Below are 26319 nucleotides of genomic sequence, written 5' to 3'. Positions count from 1 at the left end.
GGGTCCTTGCTGGGGTCAGGCCCGGGCGGGGGTGAAGGTGATCCGCTGGTCGGTCGGTGAGTAGCCGCTGACGGTGACGGAAGGCCCGTGGGTGGGCAGGGAGGGGTCCGGGAAGTCGGCCGGGACCGGCCGGAGGCCTTCGGGGCGGCGGTCCACCGAGGAGTACTCCGGCGGGAACGGAGCGGCCGTTTCGATCTGCCGCTGGTAGAACTCCAGCCACTTCGTCTGGTCGAACGAGACCGCGGCGATGACCCGGCCCTGGTACCCGTACACGCCGGTGAAGCGGTGGTCGGCGAGCGAGCCCTGGGCGACGATGACCTCCTCGCCCAGCGAGGGGACGCCGACCGACTTGATGTTGACGCCGAACTGGGAGGACCAGAAGGCCGGTACCCACAGATGGGGGCGGCGTTCGGAACTGCTGCTGATCATGTTGTGCGCGGCGGTCTCGGCCTGTGCGACGGCGTTGCCCCAGTGCTCCAGGGAGAGGAACTGGTACCCGAAGATCGCGTGCGGGGACCGGGCGACATCACCGGCGACGAAGATGTCGTCGGTCACGATGCCCCGGATGTCGAAGGCCCGGCACCCCGCGTCGCAGGCGATCCCGCGCGGACCGGCGCCGACCCCGGATCCGGCCAGCCACTCGGTGTTCCGGGTCGCGCCGAGCGAGACGACGGCGACATCCGTGTCGAGGGTGGTGCCGTCGGACAGGTGGGCGCGCCGCAGCCGGCCCGCCGAGTCGCCCTCAAGACCGGTGACCATGATTCCGCAGCGCAGGTCCACCCCGTGCGCGCGCTGGAGTTCCGCTGCCACCTGGCCGATCACCCCGCCGAGCGCGCCCACCAGGGGCGCCGCCCCGCGTTCGGCGACGGTCACCGGCAGCCCGCGCTCGCGGCAGGCCGAAGCGATCTCCGAACCGGTGAAGCCCGCGCCGATGACGAGCACCCGGCGCGGCGACGCGGCCAGCCGCCGATGGAGCCGGGCCGCGTCGTCGCGGGTGCGCAGCACGAAGACCCCGTCCAGCTCGGCCTCCGCCGGATGCGGCCAGGGCCGGGCCCGTACACCGGTGGTGATCAGCAGCCGGTCGTACTCCACCTCGTCGCCGTCGGCCAGCCGCACCCGCCTGGCCGCCATGTCCAGCCCGGTGGCGGCGACCCCGAGCCGCCACTGCGCGTCGAGCCCGCGCCGCCGGGGCAGCTCGGTGTGATCGGCGGACGCGTGGCCCAGCAGCACCTGTTTGGAGAGCGGCGGACGGTCGTACGGCTCGTGGGGTTCGTCGCCGATCAGTGTGAGCGAACCGGCGAAGCCCTCCTTCCGCAGTGTCTCCGCGGCCCGGAGACCGGCCAGGGAGGCGCCGACGATCACGATCCGCCCCTCGCGCCTCAGCCACTCCAGGGCGTGGTCACCGGACACCGGACAGCCCCTCTTCCACCGCGGCCGGTGCTTCCTGCGGGTACTCCACCAGGATGGCCTGCACCGGACACGCGGTGGCGGCACGCCGCACCTGTTCGCGCTGCGCCTCGTCGGCGTGGGGGTTGTACAGGAGGGATTCCTCGCCGTGCATGGCGAAGACATCGGGCGCCAGGAAGGCGCACTGCGCGTACCCCTGGCACCGGTTGAGATCGACGACAAGCCGCATCAAGGGGCCGCCCTTCCAGTAGTACTCCGAGCACTCCCGCCTCAGCGTGCGAGGGCCGTTCCGGATCCGCGAGCACAGGCGGACCGATGGAGTTATCGCCGGACCGGTGGAGTTACGGCTGGACCGGCGGAGTCATCGGCGGACCGACGGGGTCACCGCCCGACCGGCGGACTCGCGGTACCCGCCACGAGGATGTGGAGGCCGACGCCCAGTGCCCACAGGGGGAAGACCAGCTCGGACCAGGCGACGCTGTTCGTCACGAAGAGCAGGGTCAGACCGGTGAGGGCGCCGAGGACCGTGAGCGGGCGCGGCAGGACGCCGAGCCGGTGCCCGATGGCGGAGGTCGAGAAGATGAAGACCGCGGCCATGCGCATCGAGTAGGTGGTCAGCAGGCCGTACGTGAAGTGCCCGCCGAACACCCACAGTTGACCCCCGCGTTCGGCCCCGGGCGAGCCGGCCGTCGCCAGCAGGCTGCCGGCCGCCGCCGCGGCCCCGAAGAGGGTCGCCACGAAGACCAGGCCGCTGCCCAGGAAGACGGTGGCGAGGAACTTGTCCTCGGCGTCCCCGATGCGTGAGCGCACGGCCCCCATGAACCACAGGAAGGAGATGCCTGCGAACGGGACGAGTTCGAGCGCCGCCTGCACCGTGCGCCGGCGCGAGGGATCGGTGAGCCACTCGCCGGAGCCCTTGCCCGGTTCGAGCGGAATCGCCAGCCGGATCATGACGATGGCGGCGGCGAGCAGCAGGGCGAAGACGATCCCGGCCGTTCCCGCGGCCCGCGGAGTGCGCAGAGCCCGGCCCCGGCCGTCCGATCGTGTCTCCGGTCGCGGCTCCATGGGCGTCCGCTCGCCTCCTCCGGCTCCGGGGCCGTCACCGGCCCGACACCCCCGGGACCAGCAAGCCCCCTAGCGGGCTTCGGTGCCACCTGGGCCGGGCGGGAGGGTGAGCAAGGTGATCAGCACCTGGGCGGGCTTCGCCGAGTCCGGCCGGACGGACCGGCCCGGCTTCCGCGGCGCGGACGGACATGTGCAGACCCTGGCCTCGGACACCTGGCAGCGCGCGGACTTCGCACGGGACCACCACGACCGGTTCTGGAAGAGCCTCGGCCGACCTCGGGGGCGGGCCGGTTCAGCCGGCCCACCGCCCGGAGAGGAAGGTGACGGCGACGATCGTCGTCAGGGGCGCCGCGACGGTGAGGTAGACGGTCCTGACACGCGGACTCCGCAGGCTCCAGGCGGCGAGCCCGGTCCACAGGGGCCACCACAGCAGGGTCGCCCGGGGCATGGAGGTGTACCAGTAGGACGTGCCCAGCGCCCACAGGCTGAGCGCGATGTACGCCGCCTCCGCCCAGCGCCGCCGCCGGAGCAGCAGGCCGCACAGCACCAGGCCGACGACCATGGTGAGGAGTTCGGCCTGGCACATCAGGGCGTACCCGGTGGCCTGGGAGTGCCCGAAGGCGGCGTGCCAGGTGTTCCGCCACGCTTCCCACGGGGCGTGGAAGTCGCGGTACCAGCCGCGTTCCTCGGCGTGCTTCCAGGCCATCCAGTCGCCGGTGTGCGCGTGGAGGTACCAGCTGTGGAGCAGCGGCGGCAGGGCGGGCAGCGCCAGCCAGGGGAGACGGCGCCAGTGGGCGGGGGTGCGGGCGGTCACCAGGAAGTGGACCGCGAGGGCCGCCGCGAGGAAGAGCCCGCTGACCCGGACGGTGGTGGCCAGACACGTGAGTACGGCCGCCAGCGGCCAGTTGAGCCGCTGGGCGGCCAGCCAGGCCGGGAGGGCGAAGGCGAGGAAGAGCGCCTCGGTGTAGCCGGCGGCGAGGAAGACCGCGCACGGGGACAGCAGGAAGAACATGGCCGCGCGCGGCCCCGCACCGTCCTGCGGCAGGTGCAGCCGGGCGATCCGGCCCAGGGCCAGTACGGCGGCTCCTCCGGCGACGAACGAGATCAGCGCACCGGCGGCCGCCCAGCTCGGCACGACGGTGTGCACGGCCCGCAGCAGGAACGGGAAGCCGGGGAAGAAGGCCTCCCTGTTGTCCCAGTCGGCCGTCCAGGGACCGGTCCCGTCCGGGAAGTAACCGGACTGGGCTATGTGCAGGTAGTGCCACCAGTCCCACCGCTGCCACGACGAGAGGAGGGAACCGGCGTGATGCGTCCCTTCCCGGTCGGGAAACAGCAAACGGGTGCAGTAGGCGGTGGTCCAGATGCCCACCCGGGTCAGCAGGTAGAGCCACAGCACCTCACGGTCGGCGGGCCCGATCCGCAGCACCGGCCGGGCCGAGGGCTTCCTGCCCGGTGCCGGGGCGTCGCGGGGCGCGCCGGGAGCGGCCTCGGCCCCGCGGGGCGGATGCTCGCGCGGCGGCCGTGGCCGTCGGGCGGTGGAAAGGCTCACAGCACAATCTCCAGCGTCGGTTCAGCGCACACCGAATGGCCCGGTCGGGAACGGGCAGCAGGTCGGTCGGTCAGGTTCAGGAGGGCGGGAATGTGACGCTCCGGCTGGGCGCCGCCGGCGACGTCGACGCGCTCTCAGGAGGGGGGCTCGTCGGCGGCAGACTGGTCCGCGGCGAGGAGGGCGTGGAGCTCGTGGAACTCGGCGAGGCCGGCGGGCTCGGCGAGGGCGAGAGCCGGGGCGAGGGAACGGGCGAGGGAGTGGTGGCGGGGACGGTCGTGCCCGTGCCGTCCGGCAACAGCGAGGCCACGGCCGCGCCCGTACCCGAGAAGGCCAGGCAGGCCCCCACGGTCAGCGCGACGACCCGGCGCCTGCGTACGCGTTCGCCCCGCTCGGTGATGTACGGCGGAGGCGCCGAACGCGCCCGCGACTGACCGGCGGCGGCAGCTTCCTTGAACAGGGACCTCAACGGGTCATGGGCTTCAGACACAGGGCCCCTCCTCGGTACGCGGATCCAGCAGACGATGAGAGAGCGTGGCCCGGCCCCGGGTCAGGTGCGTCTTGACGGTGCCGGCCGCCAGACCGGTCTCCGAGGCGATCTGTTCGACGGTCAGATCGCAGACGTAGTGCAGCGCCAGCGTGCGTCGCTGCTTGGACGGCAGCTCCCGCAACGCCTCCACCAGGGCCACCGTCTCCGGCCCGGGCGGCTCCGTATGGGGAGGCGCACCACTGCGCTGCCAGGCATCCGCCGCCCGCCGCCGCCCCCGCCACCGGCTCACCGCCAGCCGCCAGGCGACCGTGCGGATCCATGCCTCGGGCTGCCCGTCACGATCGAGCTGACGCCGCCGGCTCCACCCCTTGACGAAGGCTTCCTGCACCACGTCCTGCGCTTCGTGCTGGTCGCCGAGCATCACGAACAACTGCCCCGTCAGCCGGGCGGCCGTCTGCGCGTAGAACTCTTCGAACTCCTCGACGGTCAACAAACAACTCCTGGATCTCCTCGGTCTCACCCGGCATACGCCTGGCACCCCTCATCCGGATGACACGAAACCCGAAGAAATCGGGTGACGGTGATCACATGACCCCGGACCGTGGCACGCCCGGACGCCCTGACCACCGGCGTCCGGGCGTGCGAGAGAAATAGGCAGCAAACCCTTGACCAGTGAGAAATTAGGAGGAAAATCATCAATACACCAGAAAACCAGAGCGAGCCGCACCGTCGGCAGAGACGTCCGCCGACCCGAGTGACCCACTCGTTGGCTCTGGCCAGGCCCCCGGCAGATCCTCCGGATCCGGAGCTTCCAGCGACGGTTGAAAGTCCCGGCACCGAGAAGGACTACCGGGGACTGCATGTGTGCAGCCACGCCGTGGAAGAGGGGCGGAAGCCGGTCAGCCGGTGAAGCCCGGGACCATCAGGCCGGATTCGTACGCGATCACCACCGCATGGGTGCGATTCTGAGCGCCGAGCTTGGTCAGTACGTTCCCGACGTGGGTCTTGACCGTCTCCAGGCTCACCGTGAGGGACCCCGCGATCTCCGGATTGGAGAGGCCGGTGGCCATCAGGCGCAGCACTTCCTCCTCCCGGCCGGTCAGGTCGGCCTGCGGCAGGGCCTCGGCGGAGCCCAGCGGGCGGGCGGCGACCATGCGGCCCAGTGCGGCCGGGAAGAGGACCGCCTCGCCCGCCGCCACCACCCGGACCGCCTCGGCGATCCGGCGGACCGGGAGGCGCTTGAGGACGAAGCCGCTGGCGCCCGCGCTGAGGGCGGCGGTGACGTAGCCGTCGTTCTCGAAGGTGGTGATCACCACGACCTTCGGCGGGTCGGCCGCCTCGGCCAGCAGCTGGCGGGTGGCCTCGATCCCGTTGCGGCGCGGCATCCGGACGTCCATCAGGACCACGTCCGGCCGCAGGCTCCGCGCCCGTTCGACCGCCTCGACGCCGTCGGCGGCCTCGCCGACCACCGTGATCCCCGGCTGTGCGGCGAGCAGCATGCCCAGGCCGCTGCGGGTCACCTCGTCGTCGTCGGCGATCAGAAGGCTGACGGCGGGAAGGGCCGTGGCATCGCCCGTGTCGGATCCGCTCACGCCGACATCCGTACCGGCAGCCGGACGGCCAGCCGCCAGTGCTCCGTCCCGTCCGGGCCGGACCGGAACTCACCGTGCAGCAGCCGGACGCGCTCGGCCAGCCCGGACAGGCCGTGGCCGGAGGTCGGGAAGGCCCCCGGACCCGCGCCCGGGTCCGTACGTGCCCCGGTCCGGTTGACCACCGTGAGGTCCAGTGCGTCCGGCCCGGCCGCCACCTCGATGCCGATCGGGCCGCCCGCCCCGTGACGCAGCGCGTTCGTCAGCCCTTCCTGGAGGATCCGGTACGCCGCCCGGGAGAGCGTCCCCTGTACCTGTGCCAGCTCGCCCGACAGCTCCGGCTCCACCACTGCCCCCGCGTGCCGCAGACGGTCCAGCAGCCCGGGGAGGTCGGCCAGGGTCCGCGTCGGCGCCGTCCCCGACTGCTCCTCGCGCAGCACTCCGAGTACGTAGTCCAGGTCCTCCAGCGCCGCCCGCGTCGACTCCTCGATGCTGCGCATCGCGGCCCGCGCCGCCGCCGGGTCGGCGGAGAGCATCTCGCCCGCCACCGCCGCCTGGATGGTGGCCGCCGTCAGTGTGTGGCCGATCGAGTCGTGCAACTCGTGGGCGATCCGGTTGCGTTCGGCCAGCAGCATTTCCCGCTCGGCGGCCAGCGCGAGCCGTTCGGCCGCCGACGGCCCCAGCAGCCGCGGCGCCGACCACCGCAGGGTCTTCGCCACCAGTACGCAGATGGCCACCGCCAGCACGATGGACACGGCCGCCGCCACCCAGCTCCACCCGCCCGACGCCTGGACCGACGTACCGAACAGGATCAGCCGCGCCTCGCCGCCGATCCAGTTCCCCGGCAGCGTGATGCCCATGACGAACAGCACCCCGCTCGCCAGCGCCCCCATCCACCCGACGGCCACGTGCAGCACCAGCCAGAGCGGGGTCCGCCAGCGGTCGAGGCCGGGTGAACCGGAGGTCCGGCGACCGGCCACCGGATCCGGCAGCGGCACCCGCAGCAGCCGACGGGCGGCCACGACCAGCGCCCGCCGTACGGGGCGCACCAGCCCGGCCGAGCCGACCAGCGCCGCCCAGACCAGCAGGACCAGGACGATCTGCACGCTCTCGGGTGCGGACCGCCACAACGCCGCGGGCAACAGGGCGAAGGGCAGCAGCGGAAGGCTCACCAGCGCGCCGCAATAGGCGAACAGCACACCCGTGTACGTGGAGCCGCGCAGCAGCGGCCGGATTCCCCAGGTCATGGGCGCCAGTATCACCGGGCAGCCCACCGGCAGCCTCCCCCGATCGGGGGAGCGTTTTCTCCCGCCTTGCCGCGATGCGGTCGAGGGTCCCCGGAAACCAGGATCGTGCCCTGACCGAACGATTCCCGGGAGTTGACTCATGCGTGCTCGGACCCAGCAGGCCCTTCGTACCTCGACCAGGCAGCGCGGCGGCGGGCGGCGACGAACCGTGTCGGCCGCGGCCGCGATGGCCATCGGCGCCATGACACTGGCCGCCTTCGCCCCACCCGCCTCCTCCACCTCTGTCGCCACCACCACCGCCACCGTCACCGCCAGGCCGGACGCCGTCCAGCAGGCCCTGAACACGCTGGTGCGCGGCGACGGGATGCCGGCCGCGCTGGCGAGCGTCGAGGACCGGAACGGCCGGACTCGCACCTACACCGCAGGAGTCGCCGATCTGGCCACCGGCTCGAAGGTCCCCAGGGACGGTCAGGTACGCATCGGCAGCAATACCAAGGCGTTCACCGCGGTGGTGGTCCTGCAGCTGGTCGGCGAAGGGAAGATCGGCCTCGACGCGTACGTCGACACCTACCTGCCCGGCCTCGTCCGCGGGGAGGGGATCGACGGGCGCCGCATCACCGTCCGCCAGCTCCTCCAGCACACCAGCGGACTCCCCGAGTACGGCATGCACATCGACGACGACGAGCTCAGGCACCGGTACTTCGAGCCGCGCGAACTGATCGACATCGCCCTCCGGTACAAGGCCGACGCGGAGCCGGGCGAGACATGGGGGTACAGCAACACCAACTACGTCCTGGCCGGCCTGATCGTCCAGAAGGTCACCGGCCGCCCCCTGGCCGAGGAGATCGACCGGCGCGTCATCAAGCGCATCGGGCTGCGCCACACGTACTTCCCCACCCCCGGCGACATGACCATCCGGGAGCCGCACCCCCACGGCTACCACCGCAAGCCGGCGGACGGACCACTGCGCGACTTCACGGAGATCGACCCCTCGGCAGGCTGGGCGGCAGGCCAGTTGATCTCCACCAACTCCGACCTCAACCGCTTCTTCACCGCGCTCCTGGCCGGCCGCCTCCTCCCGGCGGCCCAGCTCGCCGAGATGCGCACGACCGTTCCCGCCGGGACCTCCGGCCTCCGCTACGGGCTGGGGCTCACGAGCCGTCCGCTGCCGTGCGGCGGCGTCTACTGGGGCCACGGCGGCGACATCCCGGGGTACGAGACCCGGGGCGGCGTCACCGACGACGGCCGCGCCGCCAACGTCACGGTCACCAGCATCCCGACGGACGAGGCGGCCGTGCAGCACGTGAAGGACGCCGTGGACCGCGCGTTGTGCGGATGAACCACGCACGGGCAACCCGCAACCCGCGCCCGCAACCCGAACAACGCCCCAGCGATCCAACGATCCAGCGATTCCTCAGGAGTTGACTCATGCGTGCGCAGACACGGCAAGGACTTCGCCCGCCCGGCCGCCGACAGGGCACCCGGCGACGTGCCTTGACCACCGCGGCCGCGATGGCCATCGGCGCCATGACGCTGGCCGCCTTCGCCCCACCCGCATCCGCATCCGCCTCTGTATCCGCCTCCGCCTCCGCCAGGCCGGATGCCGTCCAGCAGCCCCTGGACGCGCTGGTGCGAGACGGCGGGATGCCGGCCGCGCTGGCGAGCGTCAAGGACCGCAACGGCCACACCCGCACCTACACCGCAGGAGTCGCCGACCTGGCCACCGGCTCGAAGGTGCCCAGGGACGGGCAGGTACGCATCGGCAGCAACACCAAGACCTTCGTCGCGGTCGTCGTCCTCCAGCTCGTCGCGGAGCGGAGGATGGCCCTGGACGCCAAGGTCGACACCTACCTGCCCGGCCTCGTCCGCGGGAAGGGGATCGACGGGCGCCGCATCACCGTCCGCCAGCTCCTCCAGCAGACCAGCGGACTCCCGAACTACAGCAACTACCTCGGGGACGACGTCCGGTACTACGCCCCCCGCGAACTGCTCGCCACAGCCCTCCGGCAGCCCGCCGACTTCGCCCCCGGGACGAGTTGGAAGTACAGCAACACCAATTACGTGCTCGCCGGCCTGATCGTCCAGAAGGTCACCGGCCGCCCCCTGGCCGAGGAGATCGACCGGCGCGTCATCAAGCGCATCGGGCTGCGCCACACGTACTTCCCCGCCCCCGGCGACGTGACCATCCGGGAGCCGCACCCCCACGGTTACTACCGGGAATCGGCGGACGGACCGCTGCGCGACATCACGGAGATCGACCCCTCCTGGGGCTGGGCCGCAGGCCAGATGATCTCCACCGGCTCCGACCTCAACCGCTTCTTCAGCGCACTCCTGGCCGGCCGCCTCCTGCCCCCGGCCCAGCTCGCCCGGATGCGCTCCACCGTCCCCGCCGAAGCGACCTTCGGCCCCGGCGCCCGCTACGGACTCGGCCTGGTCAGCAGGCCGCTGCCGTGCGGCGGCCTCTCCTGGGGCCACGGCGGCAGCTTCCCGGGCTACGAGACCCGGGGCGGCGCCACCGACGACGGCCGAGCCGCCAATGTCACCGTCACCACGCAGCTCACCGACGAGCCGGGCCGGCGAACCCTCGAACGCGTCGTGGACACCGCCCTGTGCCGCTGAACCCGCCGCGCGGAGCACGAACGTCGAAGGGCCCCGCAGCGAGCTGCGGGGCCCTTCGACGTATTGCCCGGTGAGAGCAATGGCGGAGGATACGAGATTCGAACTCGTGAGGGGTTGCCCCCAACACGCTTTCCAAGGGTTCGTCCGGCCGACTCCAGCGCGCTCACCGCGCAGGCGCGGCTCATCTTCGCCACGAATGCCTCCTGGCTTCCCGCGTCCCAACGGGCCAGCAGCCGGGCGACGTTGTCGCCGCCTCGGAGACCGGCGCGGAGCCGTTGCCCCGGCCTCCATCGGTGAGCCCCAGCCAGCCGCCGGCACCGACCACGGCAAGCACCGCGGCCGAAGCCCACACCGCGCCACGACGGGCCCGCCCGGCCAGTTCCTCCCCGCCCGGCGCAGCAGCACGCATCCGACGAGCATCCACCGACAACCACCTCTCACAGCCCGACTGCACGAGGAACCGCGTACGTGTCCCAGCCCGCGAGAAGACCGCATCCAGCTGATCAGGACCGTGCATCCAGCGCCGCGCGGATTTGTGTCGGCCGGGTATCAGGACCCGCATCGGCAGAAGCCGTCGGCAGTTCCGCGGAACTCGACCGGGACGGAAACCGGCCCGGAGAACGTCGAAGGCCCCTACCGCTCGCGGTAACGGCCTTCGACGCATTGCCCGGCTTGCCCGGGCACCCGATTCCGGTCAAGGCGCGACCACGAGGTCGTTAAAGCGGACTGACGTACTACAGGTGAATATGTGGAGATTGCGATGTGTCCGGGGCCGGGCACCGGCACTCTGCTGAGTGTCGATCCGAGTGGCGCTGCGGCGGAGGATCCCCCGGGACCGTCCGGTGGAGCAGGCCGGTCCGCCGTCTGCGGGAGCGAAACCCGTCCGGCAGCCTCGACGGGCTTCCGGCGGATGCGCAACGCGCTCAGCGGAGTCCGGACACAACGGGGCGCTGTCCGGGCGCACCGCGGCAGGGCCTTGCGGCCAGGAGGCGCTGCGACCAGCGGGTGGGTGCGAGGCGGAGGGGGACTATGTTGCGGCAGCCGGGGGAGCACGGATGACGGTTGAACGAGTGGGCGGCACTTCTGCCTCGTCGTCGGCCCATACACCTCCGCGACGCCCGACCGGTGAGGACCGGCACAGGGGGGTGCCGCGCCATGTCGCGTGCGTGATGGACGGGAACGGCCGGTGGGCGGCACGGCGCTCCTTACCCCGCACATCGGGTCACCGGGCAGCGGAAACAACGGTGATCGACGTCATCGAGGCGGCGCGGACGTCGGGAGTGGAGTGGCTGAGCCTGTACGCGTTCTCCACCGAGAACTGGCGACGCCCGAGCAGCGAGATCGACTTCCTGATGCAACTGGTGCGCCGCGTAGTGCGCAAACACGCCCCGTTGCTGCACGCGCGCGGCATCCGCTGCCGGTTCCTCGGAGTGGCGGACCCGAGGATCCCCGGGCCACTGGCCCGGGACTTCGCCGACCTGATGACGCTGACCAACACGAACCGAGGCATGACGCTGACCGTGGCGTTCGACCACGGCGGACGCAGGGACATCGTCGAGGCGGCACGGTCCCTCATCCGCAGCGGGGTACCGGCCGATGCCGTCGACGAGCAGCATTTCGCCGCTCACCTGCCCTTTTCCGACACGCCCGATGTGGACCTCGTCATCCGGACGTCCGGCGAACAGCGGATCTCCAACTTCATGCTCTGGCAGGTGGCCTACGCCGAGTGGACCTTCCCGCCGGTGCTCTGGCCCGACTTCCGTGCGCCGCACTTCTTGGAGTGCCTGCAGGCCTACCAGCAACGCAATCGCCGCTTCGGCGGTGTGACGCCGCACTCGAACGGAGAACCTCACCCGTGACGGACACAGGCAGCAGCCGCCCCAGGGGTACGCGTCCCGGAGCCACCGGTCACCACGGTGACCGCGCGCGGCCGACCCCCGAAGCACAGTCCGGATCTCCGTTCGGTCCCGACTCGCAGTTCCACCGGTTCTTCAACGATCCGCGCTGGGCACTGGCCATGGTCAGAGCCACGGTACTGGAGGCCGCCCACCCGCAGATCGGCGCGGCCCTGATCGACAACTCGACGTTCGTCGCCCACCCGTGGCGACGGCTGCGCAACACCCTCGTGAGCCTGCAGCGCATGTTCGGCACCGACGACAACGAGCGGCAAAGGGAGGCGGCGCGGCTCAACCGCCTGCACGCGCGGCTGAGCGGCACCGACACACAGGACCGGCCCTACGACGCGATGGACCCCCAGGTCCGCGCCTGGGTGGTCGCGACCCTCTTCGAGAGCTCCGTCACCATGTGCCGACTGAGCGGGCAGCCGCTCGACCAGACCTCCATGGAACGGCTCTACGCCGAATACCAGGCATTCCTCGCGGCCTTGGGGGACGGGGTCGGCCATCTGCCGCCCACGTTGCAGGAGTTCTGGCAGTACTACGACCACATGGTCCAGGAGGAACTGGAGGACACGGAGGCGCTGCGCATCATTCTCTACAAGCTCTTCGACCATCTCCCGGCACCGCCCCTGCTGGACGGCCTGCCCACCGTATGGGCGGCGGGCCGCGCGCTCGCAGGCCCGGTGATCGGCACGATCACGGTGGCGTCCCTCCCCGAGCCTTTCCGCCGACGGGCGGGTCTGCCCGAAATCCCTGGCGCCCAGACGCTGATGCAAAGCGTCTACGTGGCCGTCGGCCTGGCGCGCTTCCTGCCCGACAACTGGCTCCGGGCCGAGGGCCTCACCAGCCTGCTCTACCTGTCCTCGGACAGCGACGTCCCTCAAGCCGCGACGCTCACCGCGCTGCGCGGCCGGATGAAACAGGCCGGCGCCCTGTTCCGGCTGGTGACGCCGTTTGGCGTGCAGCACGGTCCCGCCGAGGGAACCGGATCGCAGCGGAGCGCCGACGAATTCTTCACCGCGGTGCTGGACCAGACCGGCGACGGCTACCTGGACTGGCCCGATCTCGCCGCCATGGCCCGGGAGCTGTCCTCCCGCCTCGATCTGGACGAACCGGAGGAGACCAGGCTCTACCACGCGTATGCCGAGTGGTGGAGGGAACTCCAGGCGGCCCTCGACATCGACGGCGACGGCCGGATCAGCAAGGAGGAGTACGCCGCCGCTGTCCCCTCCCTCGCCGGGCCCGCGCTGATCAGGGTCGCCGAAGTGCTCTTCGACGTCACCGACGCGGACGGCAACCAGTTCATCGACGCGGACGAGTACCGGGCCCTGTTCCGGACCGGGTTCCGGCGCACGGTGGCCGACGCCGACGCAAGGTACTCACGCAGCGCGTTCGTGAAGGACTTCCTCTCCTTCATGTCGGGCCGCCGGCGCTCGACCGCCTATGACCCACTGCTCGCCGACGCGTAGGACCCCCGGACACGACAGGGGCCGCCGGGAGAACAGGATGACGGGAGGAGCTTCACCACCCCGATCCGGTTCGGCAGTCCCCGCGTGTCCCCCTCACGCCGATGGCACCGGTCCCCGTGGCGGGGGCCGGTGCCATCGTTCAGGTGGTGCGCTCAGGCACCGTCAGCGCGGGACGTGGCCCCCGGGCGTCAGCCCTGGCGCGCGTCCGTGACCTTCCCCGTGAGGAGAGGGCCCTCCAACCACTCGTTCTCCTTGAGGATGTTCACCTGCATCCGCAGGGACTCCTCCGACTCGGTCAGCGCGTCGGTGACCGTGGGCACGGACACTTCGGTGCTCGTCTCGCCCTTGGGGACGGACACCCAGAGGGAGGGGCTGTTCGTGGACAGGGGCCGCTCCGGGTCGGCGTCCTCGCCGAGGCTGGAGAGCCACTCCTCGTCGACGTCCTTCGTGGACAGCTCCGTGCCCTCGCGCACCGGCAGGAGGTCGAACCTCGTCTCGATGCTGATGTCGGCGGGCTGGGAGAGCTCCACCTTCCAGGTGAGCTTCTGGCCCTCGGTGACCGAGTCGGCGACCGGGGTCACGCTGACCGTGGGCATGGGGTCGTCGTTCTCGACGAGCACGCCCCCGAAGGCGCCGCCGACCGCTGTGCCGCGCACGGCCTTGGCCGCGACCTCGTGGCTGAGGTCGTAGTTGAAGCGGGAATTGCCCTTGACCGTGATCGGCACGTCCACGGAGCCACCGGCCTTCACCGTCACGGTGCGGACGGTGGACTCGTGGGTCTCCGGGTCGCGGACGGCGAGCTTGATCACGCCGGTGCCCTTGCCGGTGACCTGGACGGGCACGTTGTAGGTGCGGGTGCCGGAGTCGCCCTCCTTGACCGTCAGCCTGCCGATGTCGACACGCGAGAGTGCGACGGGGCGTACCGCCAGGGTGCCGGGGCGCCAGCCCCAGGCGTCCATGAGCCAGAGCTCGCCGGAGCCGCTGCGCGGGGTGAGCTCCAGCGACTGCGTCCGCTTCAGGTCGACTCCGGCGCTGACGGCGGCCTTCAGCGGGACGCGGACCTCACGCGCCCAGTACGCGGCCGTCGAGTCGGAGCCGGGGAGGCCGTCGACGGTGACCTGACCGAGCCCCACCCGCTTGCCGGAGGTGTCGGTGAGGGCGACGTCGAGCCGGGTGCCCCGGGTGTTCGGCGGCACCATCACCCGCAGGGCGAGCGCGTCGGAGCCCGCCAGCGAGAAGGCGCGCTCCGGCGTCAGCCGGACCGGGGTGCCCGGCGTGGTCCAGCGGGCCGTGACCGCGTTGCGGCCCGGTTCATTGGTGGTGTCCGCCCAGGACGCGAAGTGCGGCGACGCACCGGGGGCGGAGTCCGGCCGGCAGGCCCGGGTGGCGCTCGTCGTGACCTGCTGGCACACGCGCCCGTTCGTCACCGAGAGCGGGTCGTCGGGCCGGATCGCCGGGGTGCGGTTGCCGCCGACGGCGTGGGTCAGCACCCGGGCGGGGTCGGCCGAGGGCGCGCGCCGGTCTGAGCCGTCGAGCAGCGGGCGGACCCGGTCGTCGCCTGCGAGGAAGAGCCGCGCGGCGGCGGCGATATAGGTGGCGCCCGCCGTCTGCTGCTGCTTGGCGCTCAGCCGGGTCTCGGCCCGTGCCGAGCAGACCGGGTCCGGGTTGTTCTTGTCGTCCCAGAAGTCGTCGGCGGCCGGGGCCTCGGCCTGGCCGGGCGTCCACTCCGTGTTGAAGAAGTTGTGGTTGGCGCCGACCATGTACACCGCGCTGTGCAGCGCCGTGCCCTGGCCGATGCCCCGTGTGCCGTCGAGGTAGATCTGGCCCTGGAGGTTGCTCACATCGCCGTCACAGCCCGGCAGGAGGGTCATGGAGGGCACGTCGGGCGTGGGGTTCTGGCCGAAGTTGGTGGGGCCGATCAGGACGGTGCCGCGGATCCGCCAGCCCACCGGCCCCCGGTAGCCGTCCTCGGCGGGCGGCGGCGGGGAGACGCTGTCGAGTGCCGCCCGGTTGACGCCCTCGCCGCCTCGGGAGTGGCCGACCAGGAGCACCTTCGAGAGGTCCGCGGGCTTTGTCGCGCGCACGGCCTCGGGGGCCTTCGCGGGGCTCGCACCCCACTCCGCCCAGCGGGCGAGGTGCTGGCGCACCAGGGACGAACGGGCCTGCGCCCCGAAGTCGGCCGCGCGGCCGTCCTGCGCGTTGACACCGTTCGCGGAGATGGAGACCGTCACATAGCCCTGGGATGCCAGGAGCTTCTGGTCGTGCAGAAAGCCGCGGTAGCTCGGGATCTCCTTGTTGCCCGGCTTGCACGGCCACTCCATGCCCGCGCTGTTCTTGCCGGGCTCGTAGCAGGTGGCGCCGCGGCCGTGGACGAAGAGCGCCAGCGGCCGCTTCCCCGGCGCGTCCGTCGGGCCGACGACCGTGGCGCGCATCTCCACGGGCTCGGCGTAGCCCGGCAACCTCACCGACTTCAGGGAGTACTCACCACTGATGGTGTGGTACTTACCGGCGACACCGGGGTCGACCGGGTTGGCGGGGAACGGCTCCTGGGGTGCCTCCGCAGCCGACGAGCGCCGCTGACGGGGTGCCTGGTCGGCCTTTGCGGCGTCCAGCCGCCGCGAACCGGCGACCACCTGGAGTTCGCTCACCGGTCCGACCCTGGCCCCGTCGAGGCGGAGCCGGAAGGTGCGTTGGTCGGGGGAGGGCTCCGGGACGCCGAGGGTCCGCTCCCCAGAGCGGAACTCGACCAGGGCGCCGCCCATGCCCACGGGCTCGGGCGAGCTCCAGATCAGCTCCCCGCCCTCGATACGCCAGCCCTCCGGCAGCCGCTCCCCGGCGGCGCCCGGCGGCGCGCCGGGTATGGACTCGGCGGCCGGTTGTGCATGCGCCGGCCCTGGCACACCCGCCGCCAGCGTCACGGCCGCCAAGGCAGCCGTCAGCGCGCGTGAGACCTGTCTCACGATGGTGTCTCCTCGTTGTTGGTTGTGCTTCAGCGCCCCAGGAATCCCAGGAGCACCCCCCGCACCGGGGAGAGGGTGACGTGTCATCACCGGTTGTCCCACCTCGGGGAACCTGACAGGAATCTGACAGGAGTCGAACAGGAGCCGAACAGGAGCGCCAAAGAGGAGCCGGACGGGAGTCATGGGGCCGGTCGCTGACCGAAGGATCCTGACCCGGAGCGGCGGTCCGATGTCCGTGCGGCGATCGGGGCCCGGCGCCCTGTGTTCGCCGACGCTCGGCGCGACCGGGCCGGTGGGATGAGCGGGATCTCCGTGATGGAGCGTTCGGCGCGCCGGATCAACGCCCCTGCCTTCCTGTCCCTTCCGGGAGTACAGGCATGGATCAAAGACCGAGCAGAGATGACCATCGTCGCCTCGATCAAGACAAAGGCGATGCAGCAGCTTCCCGTACCGCTGCCATCCATCGAGGAGCAGCGCCGCATGGGTGATCTCCTGTGCGCACTCGACAGCCAGATCGAGGCCCACCACCAGGTAGTGGCGGGCGGCGGAACGCGCGCACGGCGAACTCGCGACCCTGCTGATGGGGAGTGCTCTCTTGTCCGATGAACGGACGCCCGCACCTGACGCGAGGGCGGCGGAGCCACGTGAAAAGGGGCTCAGGGACAGGACAACCCGAGGCTGTCTTCATAGCCGGCACGGCGTTCGCCGGCTGCATGGTCCTGTGCCTCGGGGTGCTGACAGCGGCCTAACGCCGTCCGGGCCGGAGACGGTTCGAACCCATCACCCACGACTACGAACGTCGAAGGGCCCCACCGCAAGCGGTGGGGCCCTTCGACGTATTGCCCGGTGAGAGCAATGGCGGAGGATACGAGATTCGAACTCGTGAGGGGTTGCCCCCAACACGCTTTCCAAGCGTGCGCCCTAGGCCACTAGGCGAATCCTCCGCGGCAAACAATACAAGACGTTGAGGAGTGCTCGCGAACCCGTTCCCCCTGAGATCGGTTCGGGCTCGCTCCGCGGTCGTCCTGGGTGGTTCCTGAGGTGGGGGGAGTGGACCGGCAGGGGTGGGGATCGGCTAAGGTGGGCGTCAGCCCCTCACGTGGCGCTATCTGACTGAACTCCCCCAGGGCCGGAAGGCAGCAAGGGTAGGTCGGCTCTGGCGGGTGCGTGGGGGGCCCTTGTGTTTCCGGGGGGGTCCGGGGCCTGCGGTCCGGCCTCGCGATTCCCGGGCCCTGCGATTCCCGAGCGTGCGGGGCGGGGGCTTCGACCGGTCCGGGGCCGGTTGTCGGTCCGCCCGGATAACCTCGTATGTGTGTCGTCCCTTGCGCTGTACCGCCGCTACCGCCCCGAGTCGTTCGCCGAGGTCATCGGGCAGGAGCATGTCACTGACCCGCTGCAGCAGGCGCTGCGGAACAACCGGGTCAATCACGCGTACCTGTTCAGCGGTCCGCGTGGTTGTGGCAAGACGACCAGCGCGCGCATCCTGGCCCGCTGTCTGAACTGCGAGCAGGGGCCGACGCCCACGCCGTGCGGGGAGTGCCAGTCCTGCCGGGACCTCGCGCGCAACGGACCGGGTTCGATCGACGTGATCGAGATCGACGCCGCATCGCACGGTGGCGTGGACGACGCCCGTGATCTGCGGGAGAAGGCGTTCTTCGGGCCCGCGTCGAGTCGTTACAAGATCTACATCATCGACGAGGCGCACATGGTCACCCCGGCGGGGTTCAACGCCCTGCTGAAGGTGGTCGAGGAGCCGCCGGAGCACCTCAAGTTCATCTTCGCGACCACCGAGCCCGAGAAGGTCATCGGCACGATCCGGTCGCGTACGCACCACTACCCGTTCCGTCTCGTGCCGCCGGGGACGCTGCGCGATTACCTCGCCGAGGTCTGCGGCAGGGAGAACAGCCCTGTCGAGGACGGTGTGCTGCCGCTCGTCGTGCGGGCCGGGGCCGGATCCGTGCGTGACTCGATGTCGGTGATGGACCAGCTCCTGGCCGGCGCGGGCGACGACGGTGTGACATACGCCATGGCGACCTCGCTGCTCGGCTATACGGACGGCTCGCTGCTCGACTCGATCGTGGACGCCTTCGCGGCGGGCGACGGGGCCGCGGCGTTCGAGGTCGTGGACCGGGTGATCGAGGGCGGCAACGACCCGCGCCGTTTCGTCGCGGACCTCCTGGAGAGGCTGCGCGACCTGGTGATCCTGGCCGCCGTGCCGGACGCCGGGGAGAAGGGGCTGATCGACGCCCCCGCCGATGTCGTCGAGCGGATGCAGGCCCAGGCATCCGTCTTCGGCGCCGCCGAGCTGAGCCGCGCCGCCGACCTGGTCAACGAGGGGCTCACGGAGATGCGCGGGGCGAGTTCGCCGCGGCTCCAGGTCGAGCTGATCTGTGCCCGGGTGCTGCTGCCCGCCGCCTTCGACGACGAACGTTCGCTGCAGGCCCGGCTCGACCGGCTGGAGCGGGGCGCCTCCTTCGCGACCACGGGCCCGGGGCCCGCCATGGGATACGTACCCGGTCCGGAGGCGCTGGCCCACGCACCCGTGCCCACGGCGCCCGCGGCCCCCGTCGTGCAGCCCGGCACGGGCCCGGCCGTCGCGCGTGCGGCGGTACGGGGCGAAGCCCCGGCCCCGGCTCCCGCGCCGGTCCAGGCGGCGCCGCCCGCCCCCGCCCCGGCACCGCAGGCGGCCTCCGTGGCACCGCAGCCGCCCGCCGAGGCGGCCCCGGCTGCCGCGGGCGGTCAGCGCCCCGGTGCCTGGCCCACCGCCGCCGCCCCGGAATCGGGACGGCGCCCCGGCGGCTGGCCGACCGCTTCCGCCCCGGGCCAGTCGCCCGTCCCGCAGTCCACCCCGGCCGCCGCGCCGGCCCAGGCCGCGCCCTCGGCGCCGGTGCCCGCCGCCGAGCCGGGCCCGGGAATGACCCAGGGCGCCGGCCAGGTGCGGAACATGTGGCCGGACATCCTGGAGGCGGTGAAGAACCGCCGCCGCTTCACCTGGATCCTGCTCAGTCAGAACGCCCAGGTCACCGGCTTCGACGGCACCACCCTCCAGATCGGCTTCCTCAACGCGGGCGCGCGTGACAACTTCGCCAGCAGCGGCAGCGAGGAAGTGCTGAGGCAGGCACTCGCCGAGCGGTTCAACGCGCAGTGGAAGATCGAGGCCGTCGTCGACCCGTCGGGCGGCGCCGGCGCACCTGTGCAGGCGGGCGGGGGCCGCCCCGCCGCCCCGCCCGCGCAGCAGTACCAGGCCCCTGCGCCCCAGCAGAGTCACGAGTCCCGGTCGGCCGCGTCTCCGCACCAGCAGCACCAGCCTCAGCAGGGCCACCCGCAGCAGCCGGGTTCCGCGCCTGCCGCGGAGCCCGCACCGCAGTCGTACTCCGCACCACCGCAGCAGCAGTACTCCGCGCCCGAGCCCCCGCGTGCGGTCGCCCCCGAGGACGACACCCCCGAGGCCGACGACCCGGACCTCGTCGACTCGGCGCTCTCCGGGCACGACCTGATCGTCCGCGAGCTGGGCGCCACGGTCGTCGAGGAGTTCACCAACGAATAGCGGCGAACGGCGGGGGCGCGCTCCGGCGGGCCGTGGCTCCCGCGACGGCGGCCCGGGGTGTCCACGTAGCGGCGTCCGTCAAGGGCGCCGCGCCCCGGCGGCTAGGCTGCACCCCGTGAAGGTCCTCGTCATCGGCGGCGGCGCCCGCGAACACGCCCTGTGCCGCTCTCTGTCCCTCGACCCCGACGTCACCGCTCTGTACTGCGCTCCCGGCAACGCCGGTATCGCGGAGGTGGCCGAACTGCACCCGGTCGACGCCCTCGACGGCGACGCCGTCGCGCGCCTCGCCACCGACCTGGGCGCCGAGCTGGTGGTCGTCGGCCCGGAGGCGCCGCTCGTCGCCGGGGTCGCCGACGCCGTGCGCGCCGCGGGCATCCCCTGCTTCGGTCCCTCCGGCGAGGCGGCCCGGCTGGAGGGCTCCAAGGCGTTCGCCAAGGACGTGATGGCCGGGGCAGGCGTCCCGACCGCCCGTAGCTACGTCTGCACCACCCCCGCCGAGATCGACGCCGCCCTCGACGCCTTCGGCGCCCCGTACGTCGTCAAGGACGACGGTCTCGCCGCCGGCAAGGGCGTCGTCGTCACCGACGACGTCGAGGCAGCCCGCGCCCACGCCCTGGCCTGCGACCGCGTGGTCATCGAGGAGTTCCTCGACGGCCCCGAGGTGAGCCTCTTCGCGATCACGGACGGCACCACCGTGCTGCCGCTCCAGCCCGCGCAGGACTTCAAGCGCGCCCTGGACGGCGACGAGGGCCCGAACACCGGCGGAATGGGCGCGTACTCCCCGCTCCCGTGGGCCGACCCCAAGCTGGTCGACGAGGTCATGGAGTCGGTGCTCCAGCCGACCGTCGACGAACTCCGCCGCCGCGGCACCCCGTTCTCCGGGCTGCTGTACGCGGGCCTCGCGATCACCTCGCGCGGCGTCCGGGTGATCGAGTTCAACGCCCGCTTCGGCGACCCCGAGACCCAGGTGGTCCTGGCCCGCCTGAAGACCCCGCTGGCCGGTGTCCTGCTCGGCTCCGCCAACGGCACGCTCGACGAGCTGCCCCCGCTCAAGTGGCGCGACGACGCCGCCGTCACCGTGGTCATCGCCTCGCACAACTACCCGGGCACGCCGCGCACGGGCGACCCGATCGAGGGGCTCGACGACGTGGTGGCGCAGGACGCCCCGCACGCGTACGTCCTGCACGCGGGCACCAGGCGGGAGGGCGACACGATCGTCAGCGCGGGCGGCCGGGTGCTGTCCGTGACCGCGACCGGCAAGGACCTCGCGGGCGCCCGGGAGCGCGCCTACACGGCGGCGGCCCGCATCCGTCTCGACGGCTCGCACCTCCGTACGGACATTGCCCGGAAGGCCGCAGAGGGCTGAGCCCGCCCTCCGGTGCTCCGGAGGGACCGGGAGCCGACCGTACGCCTCTCCGCGTCGCACGCACCGACGTGCCTGCGACGCGCTGACAAGCACCGACGCGCCGCTGCCCCATGGACAGCGGCGCGTCAGCACCTTTACCCAAAGCCATTCCATCGAGTGACGGCTGCGCCATCCGGATGACGCCCGCCGAGGCCCCAACTAGGGTGCGGCGCAAGCATTCCGGCACTTGGCCCACTGGCATTGCGATGTCAGTGACGGGTGCCACAGTGGGGGAGTGAACAACACCGCCGCGGGGGCAGAGGGGGTGACGTCCGGACGTGTCCGGTACCGGTACAAGTGAGGAGCTGGGTGCGCTGAGTGCGCGTGCCCGAGCTCACGCCGTGCTGCGCATCCGCGGCAGGGCAGCAGCCGTGGCGATCCTGCCGGCGGCGGTGGCCGTCGTGCTGCTCGTGGCGGGTGCCCAGGGCCTCGCCGTGGGCAGCGGCTGGGACACGGCGCGCTGGGCCGTGACGGCCTTCGCGGTCGCCGTGCTGCTCATCGCCGCAGCGGTCGCGGTCGCGATCGTACGGGCGAGGCCGGCGGTCAGCCCGACCGTCCCGCTCCCGGAGAAGGCCGCCCCCGATCTCTACCGCCTGGTCAGGGACCTGGCCGACCGGCTCGGGGTTCCCGCGCCCTCGGCGATAGCCCTGACGCCCGACTGCGACAGCTGGCTGGAGGACCGCACCCACCCCTCGGCGCAGCTTCTGGCGGGCACCGGCCCCGATCCGGCCGCGCATTCCGCGGCCCGGTCCCGACGCCGGGTCCAGGCGGCTCCGGTGCTGGTCATCGGTTCGCCGTTCCTGTGGTGGATGCGGGTCGCCGAGCTACGGGCGGTGCTCGCCCCGGTCGTCGCGGGCACCGGCCCGTCCGCGCATCCCGACATAGCCGCCGCCCGCCGTTTCCTACGGGGACTCGACGGCGCGGTCGCCGACGCGGCCGCGCCCGTGCCGGGTCCGCTGGCCGGGCTGCGCAGAGTGCCCCGCGCCTTCGTCGGCCGGATCGCCAGGCTGCTGCTGCGCAGCTGCCGAGACCACGCCGCCGAGATGGAGCGGAGCGTCGCCGTCGCGGCGTCGGTCCGTGCACAGGGTGTGGATTACGGTCTGCGGATCGTCGCCCAGGAGCAGGTCGGCCTCGCCTACGCGGGCTGGGACCGGCTGCTCACCCGGGTCGCCCTGCCCGCCTGGCGGATGGGCCGCTGGCCGTCCCGGCTGGACGCGGGCGTGGTGTCCGCCCTCACCGAGCTGTCCCGGCGCGACCGGCTTGCCGACGGATTCGCCTCACGGCTCGGCGAGCGCCCCGCCTGCGACCTTCTAGAGGAGCCGGGCGCGGCCGACGAGGCGGCATCGCTGCTGGCGGCCCGCCTGTTCCACGGCGGTCCGGCCTGTACGGGGCCGGACTGGTCGCCGGTCGACTGGCAGCAGTACCCGGAAGAGGTCGTCGACCGTAAGTGGCGTACAGAGGCCGCCCGCCTGCACCGCGTCCTCGACGCGATGACTTCCGCACCCACCCCGCCCGGCGCACCTACCCCGCCCGGCGCACCTACCCCGGCCGACACTCCCACCCCGGCCGACACCCCCACCCCGCCCGGCGCACCCACCGCGCCCACGACAGGTCCCACCCCCGAGCGCCCTGGCACCCCTGAGCGCCCTGGCACCCCCGAGCTCCCCGGCCGACCCGACGGCCCCGGCAGCTTCCATGGCTCCAACGCCCCGCGTGACGACCGTCACCCCTCCACCAACACCCCCGGCACCCCCGCCGCCCCCGACGACCCCTCCCGCCCCGTCACCTGCTCCATCGACGCCGGGATGCCCACGCTGGCCCGCGTCGTCGAGCATCTGGCAGGCCGGGCCGGAAGCGGCGAGGAGCTTGCCGCGGGGATCAGCGCCGCGGTGGCCCGTGAGGAGGCAGCGGCCCAGCGGCACCGGGCCGCTGCCGCCTCCGGCCGGGCAGGCGCCCCGGCCGCCGCCGGTCCCGACGGGGACGCCCTGGACCTCTGGGGCCCCGACCCCCTCCCGCTCTTCCCGCTCCAGCCGCCCCGCACGGGTACGGAGCTGCTCGCCGACCACGTCGCGGCCATGGTCTGCTGCGCCGCGGTGGACACGGCGGGCGCGGCGCCCGGTCTCGACTGGCTCGACGGCCCCGCACTGCTGATCGACGGCGAGCGCCGGGCGGACCTGGGCAGTCCGGTCCTGAGCCTGGTCGAGGACGGGGACGCGGAACCGCTGCGGTCCTGGCTCGCTTCCATCGGTGTACGCACCGACAAGCCCGTCCGCCTCGTCTGAACCACAGGCCCCGGCTGTCACACCACAAGCACCACAGACACCCCAACGTCCGGAATAGAACGTTCCGTTCACGTCAATTCGCGACGAACGGTGACGGAGTGCGTGCGTTATGTGATGTGCTGGGGATCGACGCTGACGGTCGGCGCATCGCTGTTGGCGCACTGATGACGCATGACCACGGGCGATCGACCGCCGGAGACCGCCCGTCGGCCACCGACCATCCACTGTTGTCTCGGGGGACTTGAGGGAGGGAAACGGTATGGGGACGGAGCAGATTCGACGATGGGAGTCGGGTGCCCTCGCGCATGCCGTCTCCGACCCCTTCGGCCAGGGCCCCCTGCCCTGGCTGCGCGGCAGCGAGAACTACTTCGACGACACCGGGCACGTCGTCCCCTGGTACGCCGACCCCGCCCTGGCCCGCTCGCCCGACGGCGGCACGCGCACGGCCGACGACGTGCACCGTCAGATCAAGGGCTTCATCTCCACGGGTGCCGCGGCCCCCGGCGAGGCGATCGACTTCCACATCACCGTGGACCCGCCCCAGCAGTTCTCCGTGGACATCTACCGCATCGGTCACTACGGCGGCGACGGCGCCGCCCAGATCACCACGAGCCCCCGGCTCTCCGGCATCGTCCAGCCCGCGCCGCTCACCGCCGACCGCACGGTCTCCTGCCACCACTGGTGGCAGTCCTGGCGGCTCCAGATCCCCACGTACTGGTCGATCGGCGCGTACGTCGCCGTGCTCACCACCGTGGACGGATACCGCTCCCACATCCCGTTCACGGTCCGCGACGACCAGCCGGCCGATCTGCTGCTGGTCCTGCCGGACATCACCTGGCAGGCGTACAACCTCTATCCGGAGGACGGCCGCACCGGCGCCAGCCTCTACCACGCCTGGGACGAGCAGGGCCGTCTCCTGGGCGAGGAGGACGCCGCGGTCACCGTCTCCTTCGACCGCCCCTACGCGGGCGCCGGCCTGCCGCTCCACGTCGGTCATGCCTACGACTTCATCCGCTGGGCCGAGCGGTACGGCTACGACCTCGCGTACGCCGACACCCGGGATCTGCACGCGGGCCGCGTCGATCCGGCCCGCTACCGGGGCCTGGTCTTCCCCGGCCACGACGAGTACTGGTCGGTGCCCATGCGCCGTACGGTCGAAAGCGCCCGCGACGGCGGCACCTCGCTGGTGTTCCTCTCCGCCAACACCATGTACTGGCAGGTCAGCCTCTCCCCGTCGCCTTCCGGCGTCCCGGACCGCCTGCTCACCTGCCGCAAGCGCCGCGGCCCCGGGAAACCCGCCCTGTGGCGCGAGATCGACCGCCCCGAGCAGCAGCTCCTCGGGATCCAGTACGCGGGCCGGGTACCCGATCCGCACCCCCTGGTCGTACGGAACGCCGAGCACTGGCTCTGGGAGGCGACGGGCGCGGGCGAGGGCGACGAGCTCGACGGCATGGTCGCCGGCGAGGCCGACCGCTATTTCCCGCGCACCGCGCTCCCCGAACACGAGAACCGCATCCTGCTCGCCCACTCCCCGTACCTGGACAGCGAAGGCGTCAAACGCCACCAGGAGACGTCCGTGTACCGCGCCCCGTCCGGGGCGATCGTGTTCGCCTCGGGCACCTTCGCCTGGTCCCCGGCGCTGGACCGCCCCGGCCATGTGGACGCCCGCATCCAGCGGGCCACCGCCAACCTCCTCGACCGCATCTGCAAGCGCGACTGAACCCGGCTCGCCACAACGCGGGCCGGGGCCACGGAAGTCGGCGCCACGGACGCCCCCGCCCCATCCCACCGCACCCCGATACGGGAGAATCGGAACGACTCCTGGATCAACCTACGCGGAGGCAGCGTGTCCGGATTTGTAGAAAAGCCCGAGCCGGTGCAGGTCCCGGGCCTCACCCACCTGCACACCGGCAAGGTGCGCGACCTGTACCGGAACGAGGCGGGCGACCTCGTCATGGTCGCCAGCGACCGCATGTCCGCGTACGACTGGGTCCTGCCGACCGACATCCCGGACAAGGGCCGAGTGCTCACCCGGCTCTCGCTCTGGTGGTTCGATCAGCTCGCCGATCTCGTACCGAACCACGTCCTGTCCACGGAGCTCCCCGCCGGGGCGCCCGCGGACTGGGCCGGTCGCACCCTGATCTGCAAGTCGCTGCGGATGGTCCCGGTCGAGTGCGTCGCCCGCGGCTATCTCACCGGCTCCGGCCTCGTCGAGTACAACGAGTCCCGCACGGTCTGCGGTCTCGCGCTGCCCGAGGGACTCGTCGACGGCTCAGAGCTCCCGGCACCGATCTTCACCCCCGCCACCAAGGCGGCCGTCGGTGACCACGACGAGAACGTGAGCTTCGAGGAAGTGGCCCGCCAGATCGGCGAGGAGACCGCCGACCGGCTGCGCAGCGCCACGCTGGACGTCTACGGCAGGGCACGCGACATTGCGCGCGAGCGCGGCATCATCCTCGCCGACACGAAGTTCGAGTTCGGTTTCGCGCCCACCGCCGACGGCGGCGAGGAGCTGATCATCGCGGACGAGGTGCTGACCCCGGACTCCTCGCGCTTCTGGCCCGCGGCCACCTGGCAGCCGGGCCGGGCCCAGCCCAGCTACGACAAGCAGTTCGTACGCGACTGGCTGACCTCGCCGGCCTCCGGCTGGGACCGCAGGAGCGAGCAGCCGCCGCCGGCGCTGCCCCCGGAGATCGTGGACGCGACCCGGGCGAAGTACCTGGAGGCGTACGAACTCCTCACCGGTACGCCCTGGCAGTAGGACTGCCCGACGAACACGAAGAAGCCCCCGGCCG

The 26319-nt window shown here is 72.2% G+C and carries 19 protein-coding genes, 1 tRNA gene and 1 other RNA gene; 12 read left to right on the top strand and 9 right to left on the bottom strand.

Annotated elements, in window-relative coordinates:
* Window positions 1-15 precede the first annotated feature (15 nt).
* From OG842_RS19080 to OG842_RS19065, 4 genes are all read right to left on the bottom strand, one after another.
* The gene (locus OG842_RS19080; protein ID WP_266731109.1) at window positions 16-1410 is read right to left on the bottom strand and encodes an NAD(P)/FAD-dependent oxidoreductase; all 1395 of its coding nucleotides are present in this window, start codon (window positions 1408-1410) and stop codon (window positions 16-18) included.
* A complete protein-coding gene (locus OG842_RS19075) occupies window positions 1400-1636 on the bottom strand; it encodes a ferredoxin (RefSeq protein ID WP_266731107.1) in 237 nt (78 codons plus the stop codon). The genes OG842_RS19080 and OG842_RS19075 overlap by 11 nt, the downstream gene beginning before the upstream one ends.
* A 152-nt stretch (window positions 1637-1788) precedes the next feature.
* Window positions 1789-2472: a hypothetical protein gene (locus tag OG842_RS19070; RefSeq protein ID WP_266731105.1), complete on the bottom strand. Its 684-nt coding sequence runs from the start codon at window positions 2470-2472 to the stop codon at window positions 1789-1791.
* A gap of 292 nt (window positions 2473-2764) precedes the next feature.
* A complete protein-coding gene (locus OG842_RS19065) occupies window positions 2765-4021 on the bottom strand; it encodes a mannosyltransferase family protein (RefSeq protein ID WP_443063991.1) in 1257 nt (418 codons plus the stop codon).
* Between the two features lie 92 nt (window positions 4022-4113).
* Here OG842_RS19065 and OG842_RS19060 point away from each other — a divergent pair, with 92 nt between their 5' ends.
* Entirely contained in the window at window positions 4114-4452 is a 339-nt protein-coding gene (locus OG842_RS19060; protein ID WP_266731103.1) for a hypothetical protein, read from the top strand.
* A gap of 48 nt (window positions 4453-4500) precedes the next feature.
* On the opposite strand, the gene OG842_RS19055 is transcribed toward OG842_RS19060, so the two are convergent.
* The 3 genes from OG842_RS19055 to OG842_RS19045 form a co-directional block, all read right to left on the bottom strand.
* Window positions 4501-4998 (bottom strand): SigE family RNA polymerase sigma factor, encoded by a 498-nt coding sequence (locus OG842_RS19055; RefSeq protein ID WP_266731101.1) that lies wholly within the window; start codon window positions 4996-4998, stop codon window positions 4501-4503.
* A gap of 409 nt (window positions 4999-5407) precedes the next feature.
* Window positions 5408-6007 (bottom strand): response regulator, encoded by a 600-nt coding sequence (locus OG842_RS19050; protein WP_376307350.1) that lies wholly within the window; start codon window positions 6005-6007, stop codon window positions 5408-5410.
* Between the two features lie 89 nt (window positions 6008-6096).
* A complete protein-coding gene (locus OG842_RS19045) occupies window positions 6097-7344 on the bottom strand; it encodes a sensor histidine kinase (protein ID WP_266731097.1) in 1248 nt (415 codons plus the stop codon).
* A 139-nt stretch (window positions 7345-7483) separates the two neighbouring features.
* Here OG842_RS19045 and OG842_RS19040 point away from each other — a divergent pair, with 139 nt between their 5' ends.
* The 4 genes from OG842_RS19040 to OG842_RS19025 all read left to right on the top strand — a co-directional run bounded on the left by OG842_RS19040 (window position 7484) and on the right by OG842_RS19025 (window position 13330).
* Window positions 7484-8683: a serine hydrolase domain-containing protein gene (locus tag OG842_RS19040; protein ID WP_266731096.1), complete on the top strand. Its 1200-nt coding sequence runs from the start codon at window positions 7484-7486 to the stop codon at window positions 8681-8683.
* A gap of 89 nt (window positions 8684-8772) precedes the next feature.
* Window positions 8773-9963 (top strand): serine hydrolase domain-containing protein, encoded by a 1191-nt coding sequence (locus OG842_RS19035; protein WP_266731095.1) that lies wholly within the window; start codon window positions 8773-8775, stop codon window positions 9961-9963.
* A gap of 1055 nt (window positions 9964-11018) precedes the next feature.
* Window positions 11019-11822: a polyprenyl diphosphate synthase gene (gene uppS, locus OG842_RS19030; RefSeq protein WP_266731094.1), complete on the top strand. Its 804-nt coding sequence runs from the start codon at window positions 11019-11021 to the stop codon at window positions 11820-11822.
* Complete coding sequence (locus OG842_RS19025) at window positions 11819-13330, top strand: oxygenase MpaB family protein (protein ID WP_328512398.1); 1512 nt, start codon at window positions 11819-11821, stop codon at window positions 13328-13330. Before uppS ends, OG842_RS19025 begins: the two co-directional genes overlap by 4 nt.
* A 188-nt stretch (window positions 13331-13518) precedes the next feature.
* On the opposite strand, the gene OG842_RS19020 is transcribed toward OG842_RS19025, so the two are convergent.
* A complete protein-coding gene (locus OG842_RS19020; protein ID WP_328512397.1) occupies window positions 13519-16290 on the bottom strand; it encodes a hypothetical protein in 2772 nt (923 codons plus the stop codon).
* Between the two features lie 312 nt (window positions 16291-16602).
* Between OG842_RS19020 and OG842_RS19015 the strand changes: the two genes are divergently transcribed.
* On the top strand, window positions 16603-16896 hold the full coding sequence (locus OG842_RS19015; protein ID WP_328512396.1) for a restriction endonuclease subunit S: 294 nt from the start codon (window positions 16603-16605) through the stop codon (window positions 16894-16896).
* A gap of 250 nt (window positions 16897-17146) precedes the next feature.
* Here OG842_RS19015 and OG842_RS19010 read toward each other — a convergent pair.
* A tRNA-Ser gene (locus OG842_RS19010) sits at window positions 17147-17234 on the bottom strand.
* 143 nt (window positions 17235-17377) lie between these two features.
* Between OG842_RS19010 and ffs the strand changes: the two genes are divergently transcribed.
* The 6 genes from ffs to OG842_RS18980 all read left to right on the top strand — a co-directional run bounded on the left by ffs (window position 17378) and on the right by OG842_RS18980 (window position 26285).
* Window positions 17378-17472, top strand: an RNA gene (ffs, locus tag OG842_RS19005) — signal recognition particle sRNA small type.
* Between the two features lie 130 nt (window positions 17473-17602).
* Window positions 17603-19837: a DNA polymerase III subunit gamma and tau gene (locus OG842_RS19000; RefSeq protein ID WP_328512395.1), complete on the top strand. Its 2235-nt coding sequence runs from the start codon at window positions 17603-17605 to the stop codon at window positions 19835-19837.
* A 115-nt stretch (window positions 19838-19952) separates the two neighbouring features.
* Window positions 19953-21203 carry a phosphoribosylamine--glycine ligase gene (gene purD / locus OG842_RS18995; protein WP_266731089.1) on the top strand — a complete coding sequence of 417 codons (1251 nt, stop codon included), beginning with the start codon at window positions 19953-19955 and terminating at the stop codon, window positions 21201-21203.
* Between the two features lie 380 nt (window positions 21204-21583).
* Window positions 21584-23524, top strand: a complete 1941-nt coding sequence (locus tag OG842_RS18990) for a hypothetical protein (RefSeq protein WP_401875415.1) — start codon at window positions 21584-21586, stop codon at window positions 23522-23524.
* A gap of 259 nt (window positions 23525-23783) precedes the next feature.
* Window positions 23784-25244, top strand: a complete 1461-nt coding sequence (locus OG842_RS18985) for a N,N-dimethylformamidase beta subunit family domain-containing protein (protein WP_266731085.1) — start codon at window positions 23784-23786, stop codon at window positions 25242-25244.
* 126 nt (window positions 25245-25370) lie between these two features.
* Window positions 25371-26285 carry a phosphoribosylaminoimidazolesuccinocarboxamide synthase gene (locus OG842_RS18980; protein ID WP_328512393.1) on the top strand — a complete coding sequence of 305 codons (915 nt, stop codon included), beginning with the start codon at window positions 25371-25373 and terminating at the stop codon, window positions 26283-26285.
* Window positions 26286-26319: the final 34 nt, after the last annotated feature.

Origin of the sequence: Streptomyces sp. NBC_00376, assembly GCF_036077095.1 — a bacterium.
Taxonomy (GTDB): Bacteria; Actinomycetota; Actinomycetes; order Streptomycetales; family Streptomycetaceae; genus Streptomyces.
The sequence above is the reverse complement of the archived record's forward strand: the minus strand, read 5'-3'. Positions and strand labels throughout refer to the sequence as shown.

Coding starts and splice junctions, on each gene's coding strand:
- OG842_RS19075 (WP_266731107.1), bottom strand. CDS start 1,636: ATGCGGCTTGTCGTCGATCTCAACCGGTGCCAGGGGTACGCGCAGTGC.
- OG842_RS19070 (WP_266731105.1), bottom strand. CDS start 2,472: ATGGAGCCGCGACCGGAGACACGATCGGACGGCCGGGGCCGGGCTCTG.
- OG842_RS18985 (WP_266731085.1), top strand. CDS start 23,784: ATGGGGACGGAGCAGATTCGACGATGGGAGTCGGGTGCCCTCGCGCAT.
- OG842_RS19035 (WP_266731095.1), top strand. CDS start 8,773: ATGCGTGCGCAGACACGGCAAGGACTTCGCCCGCCCGGCCGCCGACAG.
- OG842_RS19050 (WP_376307350.1), bottom strand. CDS start 6,007: ATGCTGCTCGCCGCACAGCCGGGGATCACGGTGGTCGGCGAGGCCGCC.
- OG842_RS19040 (WP_266731096.1), top strand. CDS start 7,484: ATGCGTGCTCGGACCCAGCAGGCCCTTCGTACCTCGACCAGGCAGCGC.
- OG842_RS19045 (WP_266731097.1), bottom strand. CDS start 7,344: ATGACCTGGGGAATCCGGCCGCTGCTGCGCGGCTCCACGTACACGGGT.
- uppS (WP_266731094.1), top strand. CDS start 11,019: ATGACGGTTGAACGAGTGGGCGGCACTTCTGCCTCGTCGTCGGCCCAT.